Source organism: Kineococcus radiotolerans SRS30216 = ATCC BAA-149 (assembly GCF_000017305.1).
Classification (GTDB): Bacteria; Actinomycetota; Actinomycetes; order Actinomycetales; family Kineococcaceae; genus Kineococcus; species Kineococcus radiotolerans.
The window spans coordinates 4,304,073-4,326,056 of the sequence record NC_009664.2 but is presented as its reverse complement, the minus strand read 5'-3'; the positions used below and the strand labels follow the sequence as shown (position 1 = coordinate 4,326,056).

The following is a 21,984-nucleotide window of genomic DNA, read 5'->3' as shown; positions in this document are numbered from 1 at the left end:
TCGAAGCCGGCGGGAGTGCGGGTTCGTCACCGCCGGGTGGGCAGGTACGGGCGCAGGACGGCGCTGACCGCGTCGTGCAGCTCGCGGGCCAGGGGTCGGGTGCCGGTCAGCGGCCACAGGGTGAGCACGCCGTTGTAGGTGAGGTAGACGGTGCGGGCCAGCGCGCCGGTATCGGTGGCGGCCAGCTCCCCCGCCGTCACCGCCTCCCGCAACAGCTCCTCGATCTGCGCCTGCGCCTGGCGGGCGTTGGCTGCCGCCAGCGCTCGGAAGTCCTCGTCGGCCAGGTCCAGCTGCAGGAAGCTGAGGTTGTTGGCCAGCTCGGAGCGCTCACGCACCTGCGCGGTCAGCATGGCCAGCGCGGTCTGCACGGCGTGCAGCGGTGAGGTCGACGTGGAGCGGGCGGTGGTGAAGCACTCGACGGTGGCCGCTTCGCCGCGGCGGGCGAAGTCGAGCAGCAACTGGCGTTTGGACCCGAAGCGCTGCACCAGACCCGCTGCGGACAACCCGGCGTGGGCGGCGACCGCCGCGAGGGTGGTGCCCTGCAGGCCGTGGCGGCGCATCACCTCAGCCGTCGCCGCGTGGATCGCTTCGTCGCTGACGGTACGTGGCCGTGCCACTCCCACCCCTCCTGGAGACCGAACCCTTGGTTAATGAACGTACGTTAACGAACTGAGGCCGTCAAGAGCCACCACCTGCGACCGCACCGCGCGCCCGCCCCGGTCACGCACCCGTCGACGTGTCGACGGCGGCGCCCACGGCTCCAGGAGTGCGGGCGTCTCACGCCTGGCCCGTCGGACTCCCCCCGGTCACGGTCGCCAGGCCGTTCACGTCGATCGAGCCGGCCGGGGTCCCGCTGATCCGGACGTGAACCTCCTCGGGCCCGGCGACGGCGTCACGGGTGGGGAACCACGTCCGGCCGGTGCGCACCAGCACCAGCAGGCCCTCGTCGTCGCCCACCGCACCGAAGCTGGACGACGGCGGGCCGCCGAAGGCCCGCAGCCCGAAGGCGCGTTCCAGACGCGCCGCCGCCACCGCCACGTCCGGCACCGCCAGCCCCACCTCGCTGACCGCGAGCAGGGCCTGCGGGCCGAACGCCGTGTCCCCCAGGTCACCCGCCAGGCGCCGGCGGGCGATGAGCTCGAGCACCGTCCCGTCCGGGGCGCGGAAGTACACCGACTGCGCCTGCCACCCCGCGGACGCCTCCAGGAGGGTGCTCCCCGCGTGCGCCAGCACCCGCACCCGCTCGCGCAGCCAGTCGTGCGCTCTGCGGCCGGCATCACCGGGCACCGTGATCGCCAGGTGCTGCATCAAGGGATCGGCGTGCGGATCGCGCACCAGCACCAGCGTGGTCGCCCCCAGCTGGACCGCCCGTGCGCACAGCCCAGCCGTACCACCGACGCCACCGACACCATCAGCGGTGTTCGCGTCGCCGCCGGCACGGGCGGCGCCGCAGCCGGCGGCTGGGCTCACTCCCACCCCCAGGACATCAGCGTAGAAGGCGGCGCTGGCCACCGGATCGGGCACGGGCACCTGGACGTGAGTGATACGCATGCGGCGAGTCCACCTGCTCAAGCGGACTTGAGGTCAAGCCCCGCGCGGGCGCGCTCACCGGCGTCCCGAAGGACCCGCTCCTCATCGGCGCCGACGTCGCCAGCACCGACTCCACCGACCGGCGGTCCACCACCACCGGGAACGCAGCCTCCTCGCCTCACGCCGCGACACCGATCGTCCGGGCCGGTTCCCCGCTCGGTGCAGCCCCACCCGGCCCTGGGCGCAGTCCATCAGCGCGGCGGGGGTTGCCACCGGCCGAGGTGGGTGAACCCACCGATGCCCTCTCCACGGCTCGGGTCGAGGAGGCGACGGCCGAGGTGCGGGTTTCTCCTGGCTGCGTGAACTCCTGGCTGAGTGGACCCACTGAGTGGCCTCGCGCTCACCGGCTCCGCTGACCAGGGAGCACGCTGCCTCACCCCGAGGAGCCCGAAATGGAGTTGACCTGCAGTGCGGTGCAGCTCCTAACGTCACTCCGGTGACCGGCACCGGTCGAGAGGCCCGTTCAGACCGTGAGCCTCCGGATGCCCCACCCGTTCTCGACGTCATCGTGATGAGGAGTACTCGTGCGCTTCAACCTGCCGCGAACCGCGGTGGTTGCGGATCCATCGTGCCCACCGGACTGCTGGGTCTGCGCGGTCCAGGACCGGCGTGCACCGGCCGCTCCGCTCGGGGTGACGCTGGTGCGAGCCGGTCTCGCCCGCCTCACGCGCCTCCAGCGGCACACCCGCGCCGCGGACGGCGACGTCCAGCGATCGTGGCCCTTGTCGGCCTGGTGGGAGGAGGCCCTCGGGTGATCCGTCCCCCGGTTCCGGCGATGGGGACGACGCCGGGTCCGGGAGGAACCGCGCCTGGATCGGTCCCGGCTGCGCGACTCCGGATCCGCCCGGTGTGCACCTCGACTCGTCCTCCTGGGATTCCCCGTGTGGCGTGGACGATTCCTGCGTCCCGACACCGCAGGCGTTGACGCAGACAGGAACCGGCCACGGTGGTGGCGGCCGAGCCGACCGCCTCGCCCACCTGGTTCCTCCGCGCCCTCCTGATCATCAGCCTCGACACCTCGCGTGAGGATCGTCGCCCCGGTGGCGCCGCCCGTGTCGACGCGGCCGGGTGGCGTGGCTCGTCGCAGGCCCGCTCCCGGGCGAACCGTCCTCGATCCGGCGCGGGTCGGACGGGGTCAGCCCGATCGCCGGTGGTCCACCGCGGCGCGCACACCCCAGAGGTAGTCGCCGGGGCGTTCCCAGGCCGCGAAGTGACCTCCCCGCTCGTACTCACGCCACTGGACCACGTCGAAGAAGCGTTCGGCGAACCGCCGCGGCGCGTTGACGAGGTCGTGGGCGAACACCGTGACGACGGTGGGCACCTCGACGCGGGGCCAGTTCTTCGCCCCGGCGGCGGCGTAGGGCGTGAACGACGTGCCGACGGCACCGCTCACCCAGTACGCGGTGATCCACGTCAGCGCCTCGTCGAGGCTGAACACGTCGGTCAGGGATCCGTCGCCGTCGCTCCAGCGCAGCAGCTTCTCCGCGATCCACGCCGCGAGCCCGGCCGGGGAGTCCCCCAGCCCCACCGCCAGCGTGTTCGGCCGCGTCGCCTGTTCGTGCATGTACCCACCCTCCTCCGCCTGCCAGCGGGTTCCCCGGGCCAGGTACGCCCGCTCCTCCGCGTCCAGGTCGGCAGGAACGTCGTGCAGGAAGTGGTACTGGGAGACGTCGGTGAGGTGCAGGGCGGACACGGCACCGGGGTGACGCGCAGCGAGGGCTTCGGCGACGTCGCAGCCCACGTCACCGGCGGAGACGACGTAGCGCGCGAACCCGAACTCCTCCATGGCCGCCGCGACCGCGTCGGCCATCGCCGTGGACGACAGACCGCCCTGCGGCACGGGCGCGGCGAAGGGGAAACCCGGCAGCGCTGGGGCGACGACGGTGACGTCGGACAGCAGCGGGAACAGACGCTCGAAGCGCAGGACCGAGTCCGGCCAGCCGTGCAGCAGCAGGACGACGGGAGCTGCCGACCCGCCCGGGTCGCCCGGGGCGCTCGGGCCGTCCGGGGCGCCCGGGGCGGCGAGCGCGGCCGGCGCCACGTCGGGGACCACGGCCTCGCGGACCACGGCCTCGCGGACCACGGCGCGCAGGGGGACGGCGGTCCGTTCCGTCTCGAACCAGGGGTGGGCGGCGACGCGGTCCTCGTGGACGCGCCAGTCGTAACCGCTGCGCCAGTGCTCGAGGAGCGCGCTCAGCAGGCCGGCGGGAACGCCGAGATCACCCGCGGAGTCCTCGGAACCGCCACCGAGGGGGTCGCCGTGACGGTGAGCGCTGGGCACGGCGCGGAAGCGCAGCAGCCGCTCCTGCAGGTCGTCGAGGACGGCCTGGTCGGCGCGGACGAACGCGTGCCGCCTCACGGGTGCTGCACCACCTGGGGCGAGAGGCTGCGGAAGAAGGCGGTGATGTCCTCCGCCAGCAGCTCGGGTTCCTCGTGGGCGGCGAAGTGCCCCCCGCGCGGCATCGTCGTGTACCGGGCGAGGTCGTAGCGGCGGCGGACCCAGCTCGGAGGTGGCGCGGCGCCCAGGTCGGCGGGGAACACCGCGACAGCGGTCGGGACCTGCACCCGGTCCAGCGTCGGTGCGAGGTCGTGGGCGCGTTCGTAGTAGGGCCGCAACGAGGTGGAGATGGTGGCGGTGAACCAGTACAGCGAGGCCTGGGTGAGCAGGAAGTCGTCGCTGAAGCGGGAGGACACCTGCCCGCCGCAGTCGCTCCAGGCCCGGTACTTCTCCAGGATCCAGGCCAGCAGGCCCGAGGGGGAATCGCTCAGCGCCTGGGCCAGGGTCAGCGGGCGGGTGCTGTGCTGGTGGGCGTAAGCGCCCTCCTCCGCCGACCAGGTCGCCATCGCGTCCAGGTAGGCGCGTTCCTCAGCGGTCAGGCCGGTGGCGTCGGCGGGCGGGGTGCGATCGACGTCGAGGAGGTGGATCCCGACCACGGCCTCCGGGTGGGCCTGAGCCAGCCAGCCGGTGATGCCCGCACCGAGGTCCCCGCCGTGGGCGCCGTAGCGAGGGAAGCCGAGGACGTCGTGCACGAGGCGGTGCCACGACTCGTGCGTCGGCAGCGCACGATCCAGGCTGGGGCGCTGGGTGGAGAAGGTGAAACCGGGCAGCGACGGCGCGATGACGGTGAAGGCGTCCCGGGGGTCGCCGCCGAAGCGGGAGGGAGCCGAGAGCCGCTGGGCGAGCTCCACCAGTTCGTAGAAGGTGCTGGGCCAGCCGTTTGTCAGCACGATCGGCAGGGCCCGTCGCGCGCCGCGACCTCCCTGGTCTCCCTGATCCTCCTGGCCCCCTTCAGCGTCGAAGCGCAGGTAGTGGATGCGCGTGCCGTCGATGTCGGCGACGTGGGAGGGCAGCGCGTTGATCCGGGCCTCGTACCGGCGCCAGTCGTAGCCGTCGGCCCAGTAGGCGACCAGGCGGCGCAGTTCGTCCCCGTCGGTGCCCGCCTGCCACGGCTCTCGGCCCGGAGCAGGCCACGGCGCGGCCCACCTGGTCGACCGCAGCCGGGCGCGCAGGTCCTCGAGCTCGGCGTCAGGCACCTCCACCAGGGGGTGGTCGACCGGACGCCGGTCGACGGGCGTGGTCGTTCCGTCCTCCACGGTGGTCTTCGAGGTGGTGTCCACAGCAGTCCCTCCAGCGGTCTCGGGGGTGGTCCCAGCGTCGGCGCTGTCGACACCAGTGAAGCGTAGAGCTGGTGTCGGTGGCCTTGTCAACACCGGATTCGACCTACACTGGTGTCGTGATGCACGGAGCGGGAGACCTCGACCTCGTCGAGCAGTTCCTCAACACCCTCGACCAGCGGGCGTTCACCCGCCACGGCCGCGAGCACACCGCCGCTGACGAACTGACCTCCCTCGAAGCCCTCACCGCCTGGCTGCAGGCCCGCGACCTCGCGAGCGCCGACACGGCCCTGCACCCGCGTGACCTGGACACCGCGGTGGCGCTGCGCACCGCGTTGCGCGACGTCCTGGGCGACGCGTCGACCAGCGCACCGCTCCGGGCACCCCGTGAGCCGGCGCTCTCCCGGGTCGACCCGACGCCAGCCGAGAACCTCCTGGCCCGCTTCCCGCTGCGCCTGGTGCCGGACCCTCCCGGCCGGCTGCGCCTGGCCGCGGCCACCGGCGTGGCGGGACTCGACGTCATCGTCGAGACGGTCGCCGCCAGCGCCGCCACCGGCCGCTGGGCCCGCCTGAAGCTGTGCGCGGCGCCGGACTGCCGCTGGGCCTTCCACGACACCTCCCGCAGCGGCGCAGGCCGCTGGTGCTCCATGGAGATCTGCGGCAACCGGCACAAGACCCGCACCTACCGCCAGCGCAGGAGCGGCTGAACCGGCCCTCCCGCCCACACCGCTGCCGGTGAACGGTGGATGCCGCGCGGCCTCGACGTCCGCGCTGCTCACCCCACGAGCACGTCGACGCTGATCGTGTTCACCGACTCCCCGGGCACCGTTCACCACGGCGACCCCCGGGTACCGGCCGAGGACGATCGGATGCCCAGGTGCCTCTCGAGCCCACCCCACCCGCCACCCCATCGACTTCCACTCCCACCACGTCGACCGTGTCCCCGTCCGCTGCGGCAGCTACCCCGCCGGCCCACCCGCCGGTGACGCCCTCGTGGTCGCGCCGGTCGCTGCTCACCACCGGTCTGGCCGTACCTGCGGCCGCGACCGTGTTCGCCGGCCCCGCCGCAGCTGCTCCACCGGCCGCAGCCGGGGACCGGCACCACCCCGCCCGCCCCGCCCGCTCGGGTGGCGTCGACCTCGAATCCCCCCGCTTCACCGTGGCCGTGCTGCCCGACACCCAGTACCTCTTCGACGCCGACAGCGCCGAACCGACCCCGGTGCGCGCCACCTTGCGCTGGCTGCGGGAGAACCGCACCGCGCAGAACATCGTGTTCCTCGCCCAGCTGGGCGACCTCACCGAACACGGCAGCGACGCCGAGATCGCCCTCGCCGCGCAGGTCTGGGCGGAGGAGATGCCGACCGGTGGACGGGAGGACCTGCCGTACTCGGTCCTGGCCGGCAACCACGACGTCTCCGGTGACGACCAGCGCGGGTCCACGCCCTACCTGGAGCACTTCGGTCCCGACCGGTTCCGCGACGTGCCCACCTTCCGCGGCGCCTCCCCCGACGGGTACCACACCTTCCACGTCTTCCGCGCGGGCGGGCGCGAGTGGCTGCTGCTGGCCATGGACTGGCGCGCCTCCGAGCGCGGCACCGCCTGGGCTGCGGGCGTGCTGGACGCCCACCCGACGCTGCCGGTGATCCTCACCACCCACGACCTCGTCGCCGCCGACGACACCGGCACCGCTTCGCTCTCGGAGTACGGGGCGATGCTGTGGCAGGACCTCCTGCGCGGGCGGGACCAGGTCTTCCTCACCCTCAACGGGCACTTCTGGCCGGTGGGGCGCACCGTCCTGGTCAACGACGCCGGCCACGAGGTCCACGCGCACCTGACCAACTACCAGGACCAGTACTACGGCGGATCGGGCACGGTCCGCCTCTACCACTTCGACCTGGCCCGCGGTGTGGTCGACGTGGAGACCATCTCCCCCTGGCTGCTCTCCATCCCCGAGGAGGAGCGGTCCCCGCTGCAGCAGCAGGCCCTCGAACGCAGCACCGACCTGGACCGCTTCAGCTTCGACCTCGTCCCCACCGAACGCTTCGCCGGGTTCGCCCCGCCCGTGGTGCCGCAGCCGCGGCCCGCCGAGGCCGTCATCACCGCCGACACCGCCGCCTACTGGCGCTTCGACGAGACCGGCGACGGCGTCGAAGGCGCGGTCGTCGGGGCGGGCAGCGTGGTGCGTGATCAGACCGGGAACGGCAACGACGTCACCGCCCGCCTCATCGGCACCGCCGGCGCGGGCGCGCTGACCTGGTCCCGCGACCACCACGACGACGCCCCCGCCCACGCCAGCCTGCGCTTCGACGGGCACAAGGACCCCGACGGCGGAGCGGTCCTGGAGACCGGTCCCGACGCGCCGGTGAACTCCGAGCAGTTCCTCGACGGGTTCACCATCGAGGTGTTCCTCAAGCTCCCCGACCCCTTCGTCGGCGACCACGCCTGGATGGGGGTCCTCAGCTGGGAAGGCAACAACGGCGACGCGGGCAAGACCAGCGGGTACACCACCGAGGAACCCAGTTGCAGCCTCAACGTCACGTCGGAGTGGTTCCTGCAGTTCGTGCTCTACCCCTCCGTCGACGACGTGAACCCGACGTCGTGGACGCACGCGCTGACCCCGGGCCGGTGGACGCACGTGGCGATCGTCAACGACGGCGAACACACAGTGGTCTTCGTCGACGGGTCGCGGATCGCTCGCAACCCGTCCCAGCGGGCACGGGGCATCGCCACCTTGGGCAAGCCGTTCGCGATCGGCGCCACCCAGTCCGACGAGCAGTTCGGGCAGGGCTTCTACGGCTGGATCGGCGACGTGCGGATCTCCTCGCGGGCCCTGGAGGTCCCCGACTTCCTCAGCGCCCCCGGGACGAGCGCAGGCCGTTCCTGACCCGGGGTCGGTGCCTGGCCGGTACGACCCGTGCGGGCCAGGCACCGCTGGGCTCAGGCGTGGGAGCGGCGGCTGGGCGGGGAGTCGGCGCACGACGACGGCGTCGGGTGTCACCCGCCGGCACCGCTCCCGAGCGGTCGTCCGAGGCGGGCGGCTCGCGGTGCTGCCGCCCCGGGGACGGGGGGCGGCGAGGAGCCCGACGTGGTCGCTGTCCTCGAGGCGCAGCCGCTCAGTCGAGGAGGTCCTCCACGATCGCGCGCTGGACGGCCAGTCCCGCCCACTCGTCGTCGGCGGCCGCGTCGTAGACCAGGGCCAGCGGACCGCTGTACCCGGCGTCGAGGATCGAGGACAGGCTCGTGCGGTAGTCCACCTCGTCCACGACGTTCCCGTTCCAGTGCGCCTTGGCGTGGCAGGTCTCCGCGTAGGGGGCGACCTCGGCCAGGTCGGCGTACTTGCCCGGGCCGGTCCAGTTCCCCAGGTCCACCAGCAGTCCCACCGCCCCGTCGAGGGGGTCGAGGACGGCCCGGACGTCCGCGGCGTCGCGCGTCACGTCTCCCCAGTTCTCGGTGACCACGCGCAGGTCCCCGGCGCGGGCGGCGATGCGCCCGAGCGCCGCGGAGCTGTCGGCTTGCGCGGTGCCGGTGCGGGTCCGCCCGGCCACCACCCGGATCCGAGTGGCCCCCAGCGCGGCGGCGTCGGCGAGGTAGGAGGAGATCCGCGCCTCCTCGCGCGCTCCCTCGCCGGGGTGCGTCAGGTCGCCGTCGTCCACCAGGAACGCGTCCAGCACGACACCGGCCTCCGCCAGCGCCGTACGGAGCTCGGCGAGGTAGGTGTCCTCGCGGTGCGGGAGGTGGAAGTGGCACAGCTGCACGGTGCGGTAGCCGTGGTCGCGCAGCGCCGCGGGCAGCTCGAGCAGCGGCAGCCCGGTGGGTTCGGTGGTGGTCCCGGCCCGGAACCGGCCCAGGGTGCGGTCCAGGGACCAGGCGTGGACCGCCGCGGTCCGCAGCACGTCGGAGCCGGTGCCGGGGTCGATGTCGTCGCTGACCGTCATGTCCCCAGCATCGCGCACACGCCCACCTGCCCCACCACCGGCCGGACTCCACGCCCCGGAGCACCACGGCCACGCCGAGGTGCGTGCGGTTCGACAGCCGCAGGCTCACTGCGCGAGGCGCCGGCCCTCGGCGACGGGAGGGTGCTCGGACGACGCGCGGATTCGTCCCCCACCGCGACGAGGCGGGCGACGAGGACCACAGCGTCCTGCGACTCGACCTGGACCACGTGGTGCCTGACCCGGTTCTGGACGAAGCCCCGGCGACGCACGGCGACGTGCCCCGCCGGTACGCGAAGTGCACCGGCCTCGAAGGGCGGGACATCGTCGACTTCCTCAGCAGCAGGGGCTCGTCCTGGGTGACCACGACCGGGTCACGGCAGGCACGGTGGCCCGCGATCTGGACCTGGCCGTCGCGCGGAGGAGCGCGGTCGACCGAGGCTCGTGCGCCGGTGCCGCCGGATCGGCTCCCACCGATGCACTCGTGCCCCACCGGCTGCTCACAGCTCCGGCAAAGCACGGCTGGGCACGGTGGGTGCCATGACGGAGACCGACGCGACCACCGCCCCCTCACGACGACGGCCCGCGCGGGCCCGCGCCACGCGGTTGGCCGCGGTGCTGCTCGCCGGCGGTCTCGCCCTGAGCGGGTGCAGCACCACCACGGCCGACACTGCCGCTAGTTCCTCGACCAGCTCCTCCACGAGCAGCTCCACCAGCACCTCGATCACCGACGCAGCGGCGACCTCGACCACCGACGCCACCACGACCGCTCAGACCATCAGCGGCACCGCGGCCGCCGCCGAGGCCTTCCTCGCCACCTTGAGCGAGGAACAGCGCGAGGCGGTGCTCTACGCCTACGACGACGAGACCAAGACCACCTCGTGGTCGAACTTCCCCGTCACCTTCGTCGAACGCGCCGGCTTGAACCTGACCGACCTCACCGATGAGCAGCGGACCGCCGCCCTGGCCGTGCTCGAAGCCCTGCTCAGCGACGAGGCCTACCAGACCGTCACGGGCATCGTGGGCGGGGACGAGTACCTGGCCGAGAACAGCTCATCCACCGAGGACAGCCTGGGTCAGTACTACATCGCCTTCTTCGGCGACCCCTCGGACACCGACGCTTTCGAGGTCCAGTTCGGCGGGCACCACCTCGGCATCAACGCCACCCTGGACGGCGCCTCCGACGCGATCACCTTCGCCCCCACCCACCTCGGGGTGCAGCCGGCGGTCTACACCGATGAGGACGGCGACGAGGTGCAACCCTTCGACGGGATCTACACCGACGCCTTCGCCTTCTTCGACAGCCTCACCGTCGAGCAGCAGGCGACTCTGACCTCGGGTGACGTCAGCTCCTGCGCGCCCGGTGACACCTGCGACTTCGCCGTCGGCACCGGGTTGACCGGGGCGGACCTGAGCGAGGAGCAGAGGCAGTTGCTGCTCGAGCTCATCGCCAACTGGGCGGGCATGGCCGACGAGCAGAGCACCGCGACCACCTTCGCGGAGATCGAAGCCACCCTCGACGACACGGTCGTGGCGTGGTCGGGTGAGACCACCTACGACATGAGCAGCGGCGACGGGATCTCCTTCTCGATCTCCGGAGCGAACGTGTACGTCTCCTTCCAGGCGCAGGACGGTTCCGCCGGCGCGGACGTCGACGGCGTCACCACCAGCGGGTGGGGCCACGTGCACACCGTCTACCGCGACCCGACGAACGACTACGCCGGCAGCGCGACGCAGCGAGCCGCCTCCGGCGCGGGCGGCGGCGCAGCACCCGGCGGCGCAGCACGCGGCGCGGCGCCGTTCGGCGGGTGACGGCCGCTCGAGCGCACCGGCACTCCCCCCGCGGGCAGGACCGCGACCTGCCGCCCCCGCACGCCGCCCGCGGACGGGGTGGCTCCACGGTCGTCCCGCGTCGTGCGCTGTCGTCGACGGCCGGCGACGTCGCCGTCGTACCGGTGAGCGTCGACCGCCTCGACGTTCGACGTGCGGTGGGGCGTGGTCAGCGGCAGCGGTCAGGACGGCAGCAGCTCCGGGGCGATCTGGTGCAGGCGAGCCGCCACCGCCGCCTCCAACCGCTCCAGGTGAGCGACTCGGAAGAACTCCGAGTCGAGCTGGTCCCACAGTGCGGCATCCGCGTCGGAGAGCTCCTCCCGGCCCGTGGGCCGGAACCGCAGGTACTCGTCGCGGGCGCGGGCGACGAGCCCAGCGACGTCGCTCAGACCGAGCCAGCGGTAGCCCTCGACGGCGTCGTCGATCGACGGCACGTTCTCGCTGAAGAAGCGGTTCTCGATGCCCCCACCGACCAGCCCACCGTTCTCGGAGATGCCGTGCAGGGCCATCACCGCGCCCAGGGAGCGCAGGCCCGGGAGGGCCGAGGCGTCCTCGCGTTCGTAGGCGTGGATGGCGCGGACGGTCAACGCGTCGATCAGCGGGGTCATCGTGGGGCCTCCGGTCGCGAACAGGTCGGTTCAGACGCTAGTGCCCACCTCAGACGCTCCTGGGGAGGAGGACGGGGCGGGTGGTGCCTGCGAGCCGGTGACGACCCTGGGCGTCGTCGTGGGCAGGGATCGCGAGAGGGCGGGACTCCCTCCCACCTCACGGTCGTCCCGCAGGCCGCACGTCGGTGACGTCACCGGTGCCCAGGCGAGGTGGTCACCGCACGACGACCGCCCCACGATCACCGATGAGGGTCCGGAACCGAGCGCGGCACACCGAGGCCTGAACTCGACCGAGAATCGCGACCGGGCCCCGGGGGAACGCCTCGTGGACGCCCGGGTTGCGTCAGGACCACCGACCGGAGACGACACCGGTGGTCTCCTGACCACCGAGCGGCGTCGGGATCGACCATCGGATCGGCATCAGCATCCCACCTCCACGACCCCCTGCTCTCCACCGTCGGCCCGGACCGTGCCCGTCGATCCGTTCCGCGTCCGACGAACGGAGTTCCCACGACGGAACGACAGCCAGGAGGATCCCCGCCTCCCCGAACGGTCGTTGTCCGGGCCTGCCCGGAGCCCGGCCCGGCGTCGGCGGAAAACCGGTGCGGGGATCTCGTGCGCTGAGGTAGCGTGCCGGTCGCGCGTTCCGGGGGGATCGCGCGCACCGCGCGACCTCGATCGCGCCGAACCGTCCGGGGGGACATCCGATGACACGTCAGGGATCCACGCTGCCTGCGCGCACCAGCGTCGCCACCGCCGCGAACACTACCGACACCGTGAGCAGGAGCTCCGCGTCCGACACGGGTGCGAGCACCTCGAGGCGTGGCCTGCTGCGCTGGGGCGCACTGCTGGGCGGAGGAACGCTGCTGGCCGCCTGCGGGAGCGGCGAGGGGGAAGTGGTGGCGGGCGCGGCGCCGGAACGCCCGGAGGAGATCACCGATCCCGACCAGGCCCTGGACCTGCTGCGGCAGGGCAACGCCCGGTTCGTCGCAGCCCGCGAACAGCACACCGCCCACACCATCGAGCGTCGTCTGCACGTGGCCTCGGGTCAGCACCCCTTCGCGATCGTCCTCGCCTGCGCGGATTCCCGCGTTCCGCCGGAACTGGTCTTCGACCAGGGCCTGGGCGACCTCTTCGTGGTGCGGACCGCCGGCCAGGTCCTCGCCCCTCCGGTGCTGGGCAGCATCCAGTACGGCGTCGAGCACCTGCACGTGCCGTTGATCCTCGTCCTGGGGCACGAGAAGTGCGGGGCCGTGAGTGCGACCCTGGAGGCGGTCCAGACGGGGGCTGCCGCGACGGGCACCGCGATCGATTCCCTGGTGGAGGCCATCCGCCCCGCGGTGGAGAGAGCGCGAGCCGGATCCGACGAGGACCACCTCCTAGCGGAAGCGGTGCGCAGCAACGTGACTGACGAGGTCGAGACCCTGGTGACCGACCCGCTGCTCGCGGAGGCCGTGGCAGCCGGGCACCTGCGCATCGCCGGTGCCACCTACGACCTGGACGAGGACGTCGTCACCTTTCTCTGAACCTCGAATCTGAACCTCGAACGCGCCGCCACCGGCAACCGGGTCTGAACCCCGGTTCCGGTGGCGGCGCGGACGTGCTTCCGGTACCCCGGCGAGGCGGGATTCCCGGTGCTCCCTCGGACGGGAGCACCCTCCGATCGCGCGGCGGGTGCGTCCGTCACGGGATCGCGTTCACGGGTTCTCCGGCGGCGGGTTCGCCCACTGCGCGAGGAGCGGACGCCCGACCAGGTGGTCGGTGGTCGCCCACGCCGGGGAGGCGTCCGCGTTCCCCGGTTCCCTCGTCGTGCGCGCCTCCCGGAGCAGGTGCGGCGCGCAGTGAGCGGTGTCGGCACCGTCGATCGGACGCCGACCGGTGGAACCGGCTGCGCCGTTCTCAGCGGGCTCCTCTCCGATCGCCGTGCCCTGGGCACGTCCCGCGGGGGGGACCTCGTTCCCTCCCCCGGGCCGTACCCGTCGCTCACCGGTCTGCCGCGGCCTCGGCGCGCTCGGCCTGCACGGCGAGGACCTCGGTGCGGCGAGCGGCGACGTCGGCCCGCCGCCGCAGACGCACCGCGCGCACCGCCCGCGCCCGGGCGGCCTCACGCTGTGCCTGAGCCATCCGTTCTGCGAGCAGGGCTTCCTCGACGTGCGGCATGCTTCCTCCAGGTGTCGGGTGGTTCGGGGAGCGCTCGGGCGAGACGTCGGCCGGACGCACGGGTCGTCGAACGGGTGGGACGGTGAGTCGTGGGCGCGGCCGGGCGCCGGGCCACCTCCGCGCCGGTGACTCGGCCGGGCTCCAGCTCGCGGACGAGAAGGGCCCTTCGAGGGCGGCCCACTGCAGGAGCAGGACGGTCTTGGCGTCGACGATGCCGTGGCCGATCTCGCCGAGCGCGTGGTCGACGTCGAGTTCGACGACCCGGATGTCCTCACCCTCGGCGTGCACTCCCGCCCGGGTGCCGTGGTGCACGCTGCCGTGCTCGTAGGGGGCGGCGAAGAAGTGCAGGCGCTCGGTGACCGACCCGGGGCTGGTGTAGAGGTCGAAGAGGTGGTGGACCTCGCCGACGACGTACCCGGTCTCCTCCTGGCTCTCCCGGCGGATGGCGACCTCAGGGTCCTCGTCGTCGAGCAACCCGGCCGGGACCTCGAGCAGCATGCCGTCGGGGTGCTCGTTGACGTAGGCGGGGTAGCGGAACTGCTCGGTCAGCAGGACGGTCCGCGCCGCGGTGTTGAAGAGCAGGACGCACGCGCCGTCGCCGCGATCGTACGTCTCGCGCTCCTGCCGGCTCCAGCGCCCGTCGGCGTGCTGGAAGTCGAAGGTGGTCACCCGGGTGACGTACCAGTTCGAGGTCAGCAGCCGCACGTCCCGGACGACGACGCGGGGGTTGCGGTCCAGGTCGCGACCGGCCCGGTCGAGGTGGGTCCGGCCGCGTGCGTCCGGGACCTCGATCCCCGGACGCGGTTCGCCGGACAGGGTCGGGGCGGTCATCCGGTCGTCCTCCTCGAGGGCTGCGGCGGTTCGCTGCGACGGGTGGGTGGCGGGTGCGGATCGCGCGGCCGCAGGACCTGCGGCCGGGACCGACGCTGCCCGGGGGCGGAGGTCCTCACGCACGGGTCGCCTCCCGCGGCCGGTTTCCGGCGCCGCGCGGTGTCGCCGCCGGGGTCGGCTGCCCCGCTCCGGGGACACGCAGCAGCCGGGGCGTGGACGCCGCACCGATCGCGAGCAGCGCGACGGCCGGGGTGAGGACGGCGAAGGCCCCGGGCAGCCCGAGGTCCTGGGCCGCCCGGCCCGCGACGAGGGCGGTGGCGGCCTGCGTGGAGTAGGAGGTGATGGACGAGGTGGCCAGTCCGCCGGCCCGCCGCCCGGTGGGGACGGTGGCGTGGACGAGCGCCGCACCTGCCCGCGTGAGCAGCCCGAAACCGGCGCCGGCGGTGAGGGCCGCGAGCGTGAGGGCGACCTGCCCGCCCCGGTCGACGAGCAGCAGGGCCGACGTTCCCGCGGCGCCGGCCAGACCGCCGAGCACGATGGACGCGCGCTCGGGCAGCGTCACGGTGAACCAGGGGACCAGCGCGCTGGCCAGGGGGAACGTCGCCAGGCAGGCGGCAGAGGTGAGGGCGCCGCCACCGGTGAGGTCTGAGCCGAGGTGCGCTCCGAGGGACAGGAACACCGCCGCCACCGCGTAGCCGACCGCCCCGACCCCGGCACCGACCCAGAAGGGCGTGCGAACCTGCGCCGCCGGCAGGGCGGGCAGGGCGGGCAGGGCGGGCAGGGCGGGCAGGGCGGTCGGGGTGCCGGGGGCCGACCCGCGTCCCCGGTCGTCCGCCCGCAGGCAGGCCAGGAGGAGGGTGGCCGCGCCGAGCGCGATCGGCCACTGCGCCAGGCCCGCCGCGCAGGCATCGACGAAGGCGGCGCCGACCAGGAAGGCGGCGACGGTCCCCGCCGCTGCGGCGCAGGCGTTGACGGTGCCGGCCAGGCGCGCGCCCTGCGCTCGCACGCCGAGCACGTCGCCCAGCTGCGCGTTGGCGGCGGGCAGGACGAGGCTGACGCCGAACCCCTCCAGCGCTCGTGAGGCGAACAGCGCGGGGGTGCCCGCCGGCAGCGTGCTGACCACGGCGCCGAGGGCGACCAGGGCGAGTCCCGCCGCGAGCGTGCGGGAGCGCCCGAACCGGTCGGAGATCCCGCCGGCCAGGAGCAGCCCGGCCACCAGGACCACGGGGTGGAGGGCGAAGAGGGCGGTGGTGCCGACGAAGCCGAGGCCGAGCTCGGCCTGGAACGAGGGGTACAGCACCGCCGGGGCGCTGCTGGCCCACAGGCCGGTGACGATGCACGCCGTGGCGACGGTCAGGTCGCGGCGGCCGGTCGCAGGGTCCCTCACGGGGCCGGTTCCAGACGCCGTGCGACGTGGGTGGGCAGCTGCTCGCGTTCGGGCGTGGAGACGTGCAGGACCTGGAAGACCTCCGCCCCCTCGGGGACCAGCGCCGGGCGCTGCCGGTGCAGGGTGAAGGTGACCAGCTCCCACGTGCGCGGGTCGATCCCGTAGGCCGCCAGCAACGCCTCGCCCGCCTCGACCGCCCCGGCCAGCCGGGTGTCGGTCTCGCGCGCGATCCCCGCGAGGTCGGCGTCGGTGGGCAGGGGGCTGCGGTGGCGCACGGCGTGGCTGGGCACGGCCGGCCAGCGCGCCGCCTGGTGCGCGGTTCCGCCGACCCACGTCTGCACGACGGGTCGGCCGAAGTCGCGCATGACGGCGCTGAACCCGGTACCGGACCACAGGAAGGACGCCGCGCCCGCCGCGTCGGCCCACAGGTAGAACGGGGCGTACTGGTTCACGCTCGACCCGTCGATCCCGCGCTCGCGCACCAGGAACGCCTTGACGCCCAGCCCCGGGTACCGGTCGAGCAGGTGCCCGGTCCTGGCGACGCGGTCGCGGACGACGCGCATGTCGTAGTCGGCGGGCAGGGTGATCTCGTACTGCATCACGAGCACGGTCGGCTCCTCGTCGTCGGGTGATCGGTCGTGCCCTCCAGCACGGTGCCGCCGCCCCGGTCGTCGTGCTGCTGGATCGCCGGGTGCGGCACCGGCGAGGTGGCGCAGGTCCCGTGCCGGTGCTCCTGGCCGGCGTCGGGGGCGGGGAGGGTGGGCCGCAGCCACCGGTGGGTGACGTTCACGCCACGACCACCACCTTCCCCGCGTGGGCGCCCGATCCCAGGTGCCGCAGGGCCGAGCGGACGTCCTCCCAGCGGTGCACGGAGTCGACCACGGGCACGATCCGGTGCTCGTCGACGAACTCGACGAGTTCCTCCAGCATCGCCCGCGAGCCGGTCTCGATGCCGTGGACGGTGGCGTTGCTCGTGACGAGCTGGTAGGTGCTGACCTCGGCCTCGACGCCGGCCAGCAGGCCGACGAACGCGATGCGGCCCCCGATGCGCACCGCGTCCAGCGAGACGTCCAGGTGGGAGCCGCCGACGGTCTCGACGACGACGTCGGCTCCGGCGCCACCCGTGAGGTGGCGCACCTGCGCGGCGACGTCCTGGGTGCGGTGGTCCAGGGTGTGGGTGGCGCCCGACCGCCGGGCCAGGGCGCGCTTGGCTCCGCTGCCGGAGGTGATGACGACCTCGGCGCCGGCGGCCCGGGCGATCTGCAGCGCCATCAGCGCCACCCCACCGGTCCCGTGGACGAGCACCGTCTCCCCCGCGGTGATCCGCGTCCTGCGGAGGGCGTGCCAGGCGGTGACGCCCGCGACCGGCAGCGTGCAGGCGTGCACCGCGTCCAGCGTGCGCGGGGCCAGCACCGCCTCCTGCTCGTCCAGGACGACCAGTTCGGCGAGCATCCCGCGGTTCACCGGCCCACCCGTGGGCAGCACGTACGTGGCGGCCGTGAGCTCACCGGTGCGCCACTTCGGCAGGAAGGTCGGCAGCACCACGTCGCCGACGCGGAACCGCGTCACCTGGCCACCGACCGCCTCCACCACCGCTGCGGCGTCGGACACCGGCACCACGGGACGCGGCGGGGCCCAGCTGCCCTCACCGCGGACCACGAGCAGGTCGCGGTAGTTCAACGCCACCGCCTGCACCCGGGCCAGGACCTCGGTCGGGCCCGGCGAGGGCGCGGGCACGTCCTCCTCCCGCAAGGCGTCGATGCCGTCACCGCTGGTCAACCACGCACGCACGATCGAACCCTTCCTCTCCTCGTCCAGGGGCCGGTGCCACGCCGGAGTGGCCGGCGAGGCACCGGAGGTCGCCGCCACGGCAACGACGGGGTGACCGGACGGGCCACCGTCGTCGCCGTGGCGGCCGACAGGTCCACCGGTCCAGGCCACCGGTTCACGCCGGCGGTTCACGCCGGCGGTTCACGCCGGCGGCGGCAGCACGACGAACGTGCCCTCCTCGCGGGTCCAGCCGATGCGGCCGTGCTGGAAGTCGGTCCGCGTGCCGCCGGCGACCGGGTACTCCCCCGAGGTCGGGTAACCCAGCGGCCCGTTCTCGTACCCCACCGAGGCGTAGGCGCCCAGCACCGCACCCGTCAGCACGTGGGCGCCCGTACCGGCGGTCCAGTACATGACCCCGCCCTGGTAGTTCTGGTGCACCCCGCCGTCGCGGATCGCCAACTCCTGGGTCAGCGGGTAACCCAGCCGCCCCCGCTCCCACCCGTTGTCGCGGTAGAGCCCCAGGAAGGAACCGGTGACGCTGTGGGCCCCCGTCGCAGCCGTCCAGTAGGTGACGCCGTGCTCGTGGTTCTGGTGCACACCGCGGTTCACCCCGCTGATCTCCTGCGTCAGCGGCAGCCCGAGACGGCCGTACACCCCGCCCTGGTCGGCGTACAGGCGCCGGAACGCCCCCGACACCGAGTGCGGGCCCGAACCCGCCGTCCGGTAGCTCCAGTACAGGTCACCGCCCTGGTAGTCCTGCTGGACGACACCCCCGTTCGTCCACACCTCCCCCGAGCGCGGGTACCCCAGGAAACCCGTCTCCGAACCCTTCGACCGCCACAGGCCGAGGAAGGAACCGGACACGTCCCACGCCCCCGTCCCCGGGCTCTGGTAGATGGCTCCGGCGCGGAAGGTCGCGAACGACCCCGTCCCCCCGGCCGTGCGCTTCTCGCACGCGGTCACCGAGCCGAGCGGTCCTTGCTCGCCCCCCACCTGCGCGTACCGTGAAGCCACCGACCCCGTGAGGCAGTCCTGCGCGCCGGCGCGGACCGCGGTCCCCACCACCGTCACCCCCGCGGTCAGCGCCGCCACCGCCGAACCCGCCACGGCCCACCTGGACCGCCACCGTCGAATCCCCTTCACGTTCCCCCCTGATCGACCGAGTGCCACGCCCGGGTGATCCCGGACCGGCACAACCTACGGACGGTCCGCGTTGCGCACGCGGAGTTTTCACCGAGCCTCCTCAGACACCGGGCGACCTGCTCCTCCACCGGAACTCGGGGAACCCGGAGGGCACCACCACCGCCGCACCCACCTCGGGACCGACGGCGGAGCCCACCGACCCCGGGCCGAACCGGGGCCGGGCGCGGACCGGGCGCGCCTGGCCGGCGAGGTGGCCGCGCGGGACGTTCCCCTCCCCGAGCGGCGGTCCCGCTCGCAGACGTCCCGGGACGACCGCCTCACCGAGGCCGGACCGTCACCGGCACCGGACCGGCAGGCACCGGCGAGGACGACCCGAGGTTTACCGGGAGTGCCGCTTCCCCCGAGTCGTCGGTACGGCAGTACAGTAGACCAGAACATGCACGAACGTGAAGGACTTTAAGAAAACAGGAAGGAACACGCATGCTGGGGGCACAACGCCACGACCTGCTGCTCACCCGACTGCGCACCGACGGCCGCCTGATCGCCAAGGAGATCGCCGCCGAACTGGGCCTGTCCGAGGACAGCATCCGCCGCGACCTGCGCGAACTGGCCGCCGCAGGCCTGTGCCAACGCGTCTACGGCGGAGCCCTGCCCGTCTCCCCCGCCGTCGGCGACCTCACCGTGCGCGCCGAGGTGGCCGTGGACAGCAAACGCCGCGTCGCCGCCCGCGCCGCCCGGCTCATCACCCCCGGCTGCACCGCCATCCTCGACGGCGGCACCACCGCCCTGGCCGTGGCCCGCGCCCTGCCCCCCGACCTCGACGCCACCATCGTCACCCACAGCCCCACCGTGGCCGCCGCCCTCATCGAGCACCCCAGCGTCCAGATCCACCTCATCGGCGGACGCGTCTTCAAGCACTCCGGCGTCGCCTGCGGCGCAGGCGCCGTCGAAGCCGCCGCCGGCATCAACGCCGACCTCTTCCTCCTCGGGGTCACCGGTGTCCACGCCGAGGCCGGGCTCACCACCGGCGACGCCGACGAAGCCGCCGTCAAACGCGCCCTGGCCCGCCGAGCAGCGGACACCTACGTCCTGGCCAGCGCGGAGAAGATCGGCGCCGCCTCCCCCTTCACCGTCCTGCCCCTGGAGCAGGTCGCCGCCATCGTCACCGACGTCGACGCCGACGACCCCGCCCTGCGCGCGGTGCGCGAACGCGGCGTCACGGTGCTCAGCTGACGTTCACCCAGCAGCAGCGAACGCCACTCGGTCACCCCCTCCCGCTCGTACCGGTGAGGGCCACCGAGGTCCCCCAGGCCTTGAGCGGCCTCACGGTCATCCTGCGCCGCAGGCGACTCCGCGGTCATCTCGCGGCGAGCGAGCAGTCAGACGCCGACGTCGAGCGGGACGGAGAACGGCGCGAGGCGCTCCGACGCGAGCGGGTGGAGCAGGTTCCTGCACGGACCCAGGCCGAGACGTACCGCGCCCTCGGTGCGAGGAGCGGGCTCGCACCGGATCCGGTGCGCCCGGCACGAGCAGCAACTCGCGACGGCGACCCGGAAAGGCCCTAGGCGCGATCGTCCTCGTCGTCCAGGGGAACGGGCTGCGCCTGCTCGATGACGTCCCCCTCAGATGCCTCCACATCGACGACGCGCAGCGCGTCGAACGTCCCCGCCACACCGCCTGGCGCGTCGACGTCGTCCAGGTCGACCGCGGCGGGCACCTGCTGCTCCGAGCGGTCCGCCTCGGACCCCTCGTCGGGCGTCTGCGCCAGTGGTTCGGACATCGCTCCACCTCCCGTCGAACGCTTCCCCGTGGTGCTACGCCGTGCGACACGGCTCAACAGGAACCTCACCCGGCAGGCAGCGAGGCCCACCGGGTGGTGCGGTCAGGTTGCGATCGATGTCTGACGCGGAGAGCACCTCACGAGCTCAGGGGCTACTCCCGCAGTGGGTCACCGCCGTCGACGAAGACCCGCCCGCAGCGACCACCCCCACCGCGAGCCTGCCGCCGGCGGCGACGAGCCGACCTCACAGGGCCAGCACACCGCGAACCCGGTGCCCCACCGCGACCGCCTCACCACTGACCGCGGCCGCCACCGGCGACACCAGGAACGTGACCACGGCGGCGATCTGCTCCGGGGAGGACTCCCCCGGCCCGCCCCGCGGCACGTCCACCGACGGGTGGTCGGTCACCGGGCCCGGGTTCACCGTGTTGACCGTGACCCCGCTGCCCGCCAACTCGTCGGCGAGGTTCTTCGCCGCGATGATCAGCGCCGCGTTGCGAACCGCGCCGGTCGTGTTCCCCGTCAGGTAGGCGTTCTGGCCGCTGATCCCCACCACCCGACCGAACCCGGCCGCCTGCATCGCCGGGACCACCGCACCCGCCAGGCGCAGGAACCCCAGCGCCTTCGCGTCCACCGCCTGCGCGATCTGCACCGGATCGCTGTTGCGGGCCGGGTCCAGGGTCCGCGCCGAAGGAGCCGCACTGACGACGAGACCATCGATGCGCCCGTGCTCGTCCAGGACACCGCGGACCGCGGCGTCGATCGAGTCCTGGTCCTGCAGGTCCAGCACTACGCCCCCGGGACCGGGATTGCGGGAGGCGACGACGACCCGCGCCCCCTCCGCCCGCAGCCGCTGCACCACCGCACTGCCGATGCAACCCCGCCCACCGGCGACGAGGACGACACGCGATTCCAGATCGAGGTCCATGCCCGTCATCCTGCCCGTCGGCCGGAGGAGCGCGCCACGGGCCACGTCAGGCCTCACCTCCCGGGTCGTGGCCCGTTCCAGGCCCAGGGGCACGGGTGCGGCTCACGAGCCGGAACGGTCGAGCCCGCGCTGGAGGACGAGACGACGGGGCTGGAGGACGAGACGACGGGGCTGGAACACCGTCCTCCCCACGATCGGGCCTCCCTCGAGCCGGTGGCACGCGACCGGCTGCCGAACCCGGGGGGACGGATCCCCTCGTGCGACCGCGCCCAGTCTCGGCGAACCCCACGGGGAGGTGGCTGGGCGCGGCCTGACCCGCGGGATCGAGGAGGGCCTGCTGAGCCCACCGGTGGAGGGGAACCCGGGGATCCTCTCCAGCCCACGTCGGTCCTCGGGTGGCGCCAGGGCGC

The 21,984-nt window shown here is 73.6% G+C and carries 19 protein-coding genes; 5 read left to right on the top strand and 14 right to left on the bottom strand.

Going from position 1 to position 21,984, the window contains the following annotated elements:
* Positions 1 to 26: 26 nt before the first annotated feature.
* The 4 genes from KRAD_RS20625 to KRAD_RS20605 form a co-directional block, all read right to left on the bottom strand.
* Positions 27 to 617, bottom strand: coding sequence for a TetR/AcrR family transcriptional regulator (locus tag KRAD_RS20625; RefSeq protein ID WP_012087605.1), 591 nt, complete (start codon positions 615 to 617; stop codon positions 27 to 29).
* A 160-nt stretch (positions 618 to 777) separates the two neighbouring features.
* The gene (locus KRAD_RS20620; protein WP_157873676.1) at positions 778 to 1,335 is read right to left on the bottom strand and encodes a VOC family protein; all 558 of its coding nucleotides are present in this window, start codon (positions 1,333 to 1,335) and stop codon (positions 778 to 780) included.
* Between the two features lie 1,390 nt (positions 1,336 to 2,725).
* Positions 2,726 to 3,949, bottom strand: coding sequence for an epoxide hydrolase family protein (locus KRAD_RS20610; RefSeq protein ID WP_012087602.1), 1,224 nt, complete (start codon positions 3,947 to 3,949; stop codon positions 2,726 to 2,728).
* Entirely contained in the window at positions 3,946 to 5,133 is a 1,188-nt protein-coding gene (locus tag KRAD_RS20605) for an epoxide hydrolase family protein (protein WP_041293632.1), read from the bottom strand. Before KRAD_RS20605 ends, KRAD_RS20610 begins: the two co-directional genes overlap by 4 nt.
* A gap of 194 nt (positions 5,134 to 5,327) precedes the next feature.
* Here KRAD_RS20605 and KRAD_RS20600 point away from each other — a divergent pair, with 194 nt between their 5' ends.
* Positions 5,328 to 5,912 carry a CGNR zinc finger domain-containing protein gene (locus tag KRAD_RS20600; RefSeq protein ID WP_012087600.1) on the top strand — a complete coding sequence of 195 codons (585 nt, stop codon included), beginning with the start codon at positions 5,328 to 5,330 and terminating at the stop codon, positions 5,910 to 5,912.
* 275 nt (positions 5,913 to 6,187) lie between these two features.
* Positions 6,188 to 8,089 (top strand): LamG-like jellyroll fold domain-containing protein, encoded by a 1,902-nt coding sequence (locus KRAD_RS20595; RefSeq protein WP_041292275.1) that lies wholly within the window; start codon positions 6,188 to 6,190, stop codon positions 8,087 to 8,089.
* A 229-nt stretch (positions 8,090 to 8,318) separates the two neighbouring features.
* Here the strand turns inward: KRAD_RS20595 and KRAD_RS20590 are convergent, their stop codons facing one another.
* Positions 8,319 to 9,140, bottom strand: coding sequence for a sugar phosphate isomerase/epimerase family protein (locus KRAD_RS20590; protein ID WP_083782149.1), 822 nt, complete (start codon positions 9,138 to 9,140; stop codon positions 8,319 to 8,321).
* Positions 9,141 to 9,677: 537 nt separating this feature from the next.
* Between KRAD_RS20590 and KRAD_RS20585 the strand changes: the two genes are divergently transcribed.
* Positions 9,678 to 10,949 (top strand): DUF3500 domain-containing protein, encoded by a 1,272-nt coding sequence (locus tag KRAD_RS20585; protein WP_041292274.1) that lies wholly within the window; start codon positions 9,678 to 9,680, stop codon positions 10,947 to 10,949.
* Positions 10,950 to 11,149: 200 nt separating this feature from the next.
* On the opposite strand, the gene KRAD_RS20580 is transcribed toward KRAD_RS20585, so the two are convergent.
* Complete coding sequence (locus KRAD_RS20580; RefSeq protein ID WP_012087596.1) at positions 11,150 to 11,575, bottom strand: DMP19 family protein; 426 nt, start codon at positions 11,573 to 11,575, stop codon at positions 11,150 to 11,152.
* Positions 11,576 to 12,351: 776 nt separating this feature from the next.
* Between KRAD_RS20580 and KRAD_RS20575 the strand changes: the two genes are divergently transcribed.
* Positions 12,352 to 13,101 carry a carbonic anhydrase gene (locus KRAD_RS20575; protein WP_157873675.1) on the top strand — a complete coding sequence of 250 codons (750 nt, stop codon included), beginning with the start codon at positions 12,352 to 12,354 and terminating at the stop codon, positions 13,099 to 13,101.
* A 457-nt stretch (positions 13,102 to 13,558) separates the two neighbouring features.
* Here KRAD_RS20575 and KRAD_RS20570 read toward each other — a convergent pair whose 3' ends face one another.
* From KRAD_RS20570 to KRAD_RS20545, 6 genes are all read right to left on the bottom strand, one after another.
* Complete coding sequence (locus KRAD_RS20570) at positions 13,559 to 14,566, bottom strand: NUDIX domain-containing protein (RefSeq protein WP_012087594.1); 1,008 nt, start codon at positions 14,564 to 14,566, stop codon at positions 13,559 to 13,561.
* Positions 14,567 to 14,681: 115 nt separating this feature from the next.
* Complete coding sequence (locus KRAD_RS20565; RefSeq protein ID WP_012087593.1) at positions 14,682 to 15,953, bottom strand: MFS transporter; 1,272 nt, start codon at positions 15,951 to 15,953, stop codon at positions 14,682 to 14,684.
* Positions 15,950 to 16,552, bottom strand: a complete 603-nt coding sequence (locus KRAD_RS20560; protein WP_041293628.1) for a DUF4865 family protein — start codon at positions 16,550 to 16,552, stop codon at positions 15,950 to 15,952. The genes KRAD_RS20565 and KRAD_RS20560 overlap by 4 nt, the downstream gene beginning before the upstream one ends.
* Entirely contained in the window at positions 16,552 to 16,743 is a 192-nt protein-coding gene (locus KRAD_RS20555) for a hypothetical protein (protein ID WP_041292273.1), read from the bottom strand. The genes KRAD_RS20560 and KRAD_RS20555 overlap by 1 nt, the downstream gene beginning before the upstream one ends.
* The gene (locus KRAD_RS20550; protein WP_012087591.1) at positions 16,740 to 17,744 is read right to left on the bottom strand and encodes a zinc-dependent alcohol dehydrogenase family protein; all 1,005 of its coding nucleotides are present in this window, start codon (positions 17,742 to 17,744) and stop codon (positions 16,740 to 16,742) included. The genes KRAD_RS20555 and KRAD_RS20550 overlap by 4 nt, the downstream gene beginning before the upstream one ends.
* A 180-nt stretch (positions 17,745 to 17,924) precedes the next feature.
* On the bottom strand, positions 17,925 to 18,830 hold the full coding sequence (locus tag KRAD_RS20545; RefSeq protein ID WP_049821324.1) for a hypothetical protein: 906 nt from the start codon (positions 18,828 to 18,830) through the stop codon (positions 17,925 to 17,927).
* Positions 18,831 to 19,346: 516 nt separating this feature from the next.
* Between KRAD_RS20545 and KRAD_RS20540 the strand changes: the two genes are divergently transcribed.
* Entirely contained in the window at positions 19,347 to 20,099 is a 753-nt protein-coding gene (locus KRAD_RS20540) for a DeoR/GlpR family DNA-binding transcription regulator (RefSeq protein WP_012087588.1), read from the top strand.
* A 328-nt stretch (positions 20,100 to 20,427) separates the two neighbouring features.
* Here the strand turns inward: KRAD_RS20540 and KRAD_RS20535 are convergent, their stop codons facing one another.
* Complete coding sequence (locus KRAD_RS20535; protein ID WP_041292272.1) at positions 20,428 to 20,646, bottom strand: hypothetical protein; 219 nt, start codon at positions 20,644 to 20,646, stop codon at positions 20,428 to 20,430.
* A gap of 244 nt (positions 20,647 to 20,890) precedes the next feature.
* Positions 20,891 to 21,574 carry an SDR family NAD(P)-dependent oxidoreductase gene (locus tag KRAD_RS20530; RefSeq protein ID WP_041292271.1) on the bottom strand — a complete coding sequence of 228 codons (684 nt, stop codon included), beginning with the start codon at positions 21,572 to 21,574 and terminating at the stop codon, positions 20,891 to 20,893.
* Positions 21,575 to 21,984: the final 410 nt, after the last annotated feature.

Bases quoted from the DNA above. Each gene is read 5' to 3' on its own strand.
- KRAD_RS20600 (WP_012087600.1), top strand. From the start codon at position 5,328: ATGCACGGAGCGGGAGACCTCGACCTCGTCGAGCAGTTCCTCAACACC.
- KRAD_RS20590 (WP_083782149.1), bottom strand. From the start codon at position 9,140: ATGACGGTCAGCGACGACATCGACCCCGGCACCGGCTCCGACGTGCTG.
- KRAD_RS20585 (WP_041292274.1), top strand. From the start codon at position 9,678: ATGACGGAGACCGACGCGACCACCGCCCCCTCACGACGACGGCCCGCG.
- KRAD_RS20580 (WP_012087596.1), bottom strand. From the start codon at position 11,575: ATGACCCCGCTGATCGACGCGTTGACCGTCCGCGCCATCCACGCCTAC.
- KRAD_RS20570 (WP_012087594.1), bottom strand. From the start codon at position 14,566: ATGACCGCCCCGACCCTGTCCGGCGAACCGCGTCCGGGGATCGAGGTC.
- KRAD_RS20560 (WP_041293628.1), bottom strand. From the start codon at position 16,552: ATGCAGTACGAGATCACCCTGCCCGCCGACTACGACATGCGCGTCGTC.
- KRAD_RS20540 (WP_012087588.1), top strand. From the start codon at position 19,347: ATGCTGGGGGCACAACGCCACGACCTGCTGCTCACCCGACTGCGCACC.
- KRAD_RS20535 (WP_041292272.1), bottom strand. From the start codon at position 20,646: ATGTCCGAACCACTGGCGCAGACGCCCGACGAGGGGTCCGAGGCGGAC.
- KRAD_RS20530 (WP_041292271.1), bottom strand. From the start codon at position 21,574: ATGGACCTCGATCTGGAATCGCGTGTCGTCCTCGTCGCCGGTGGGCGG.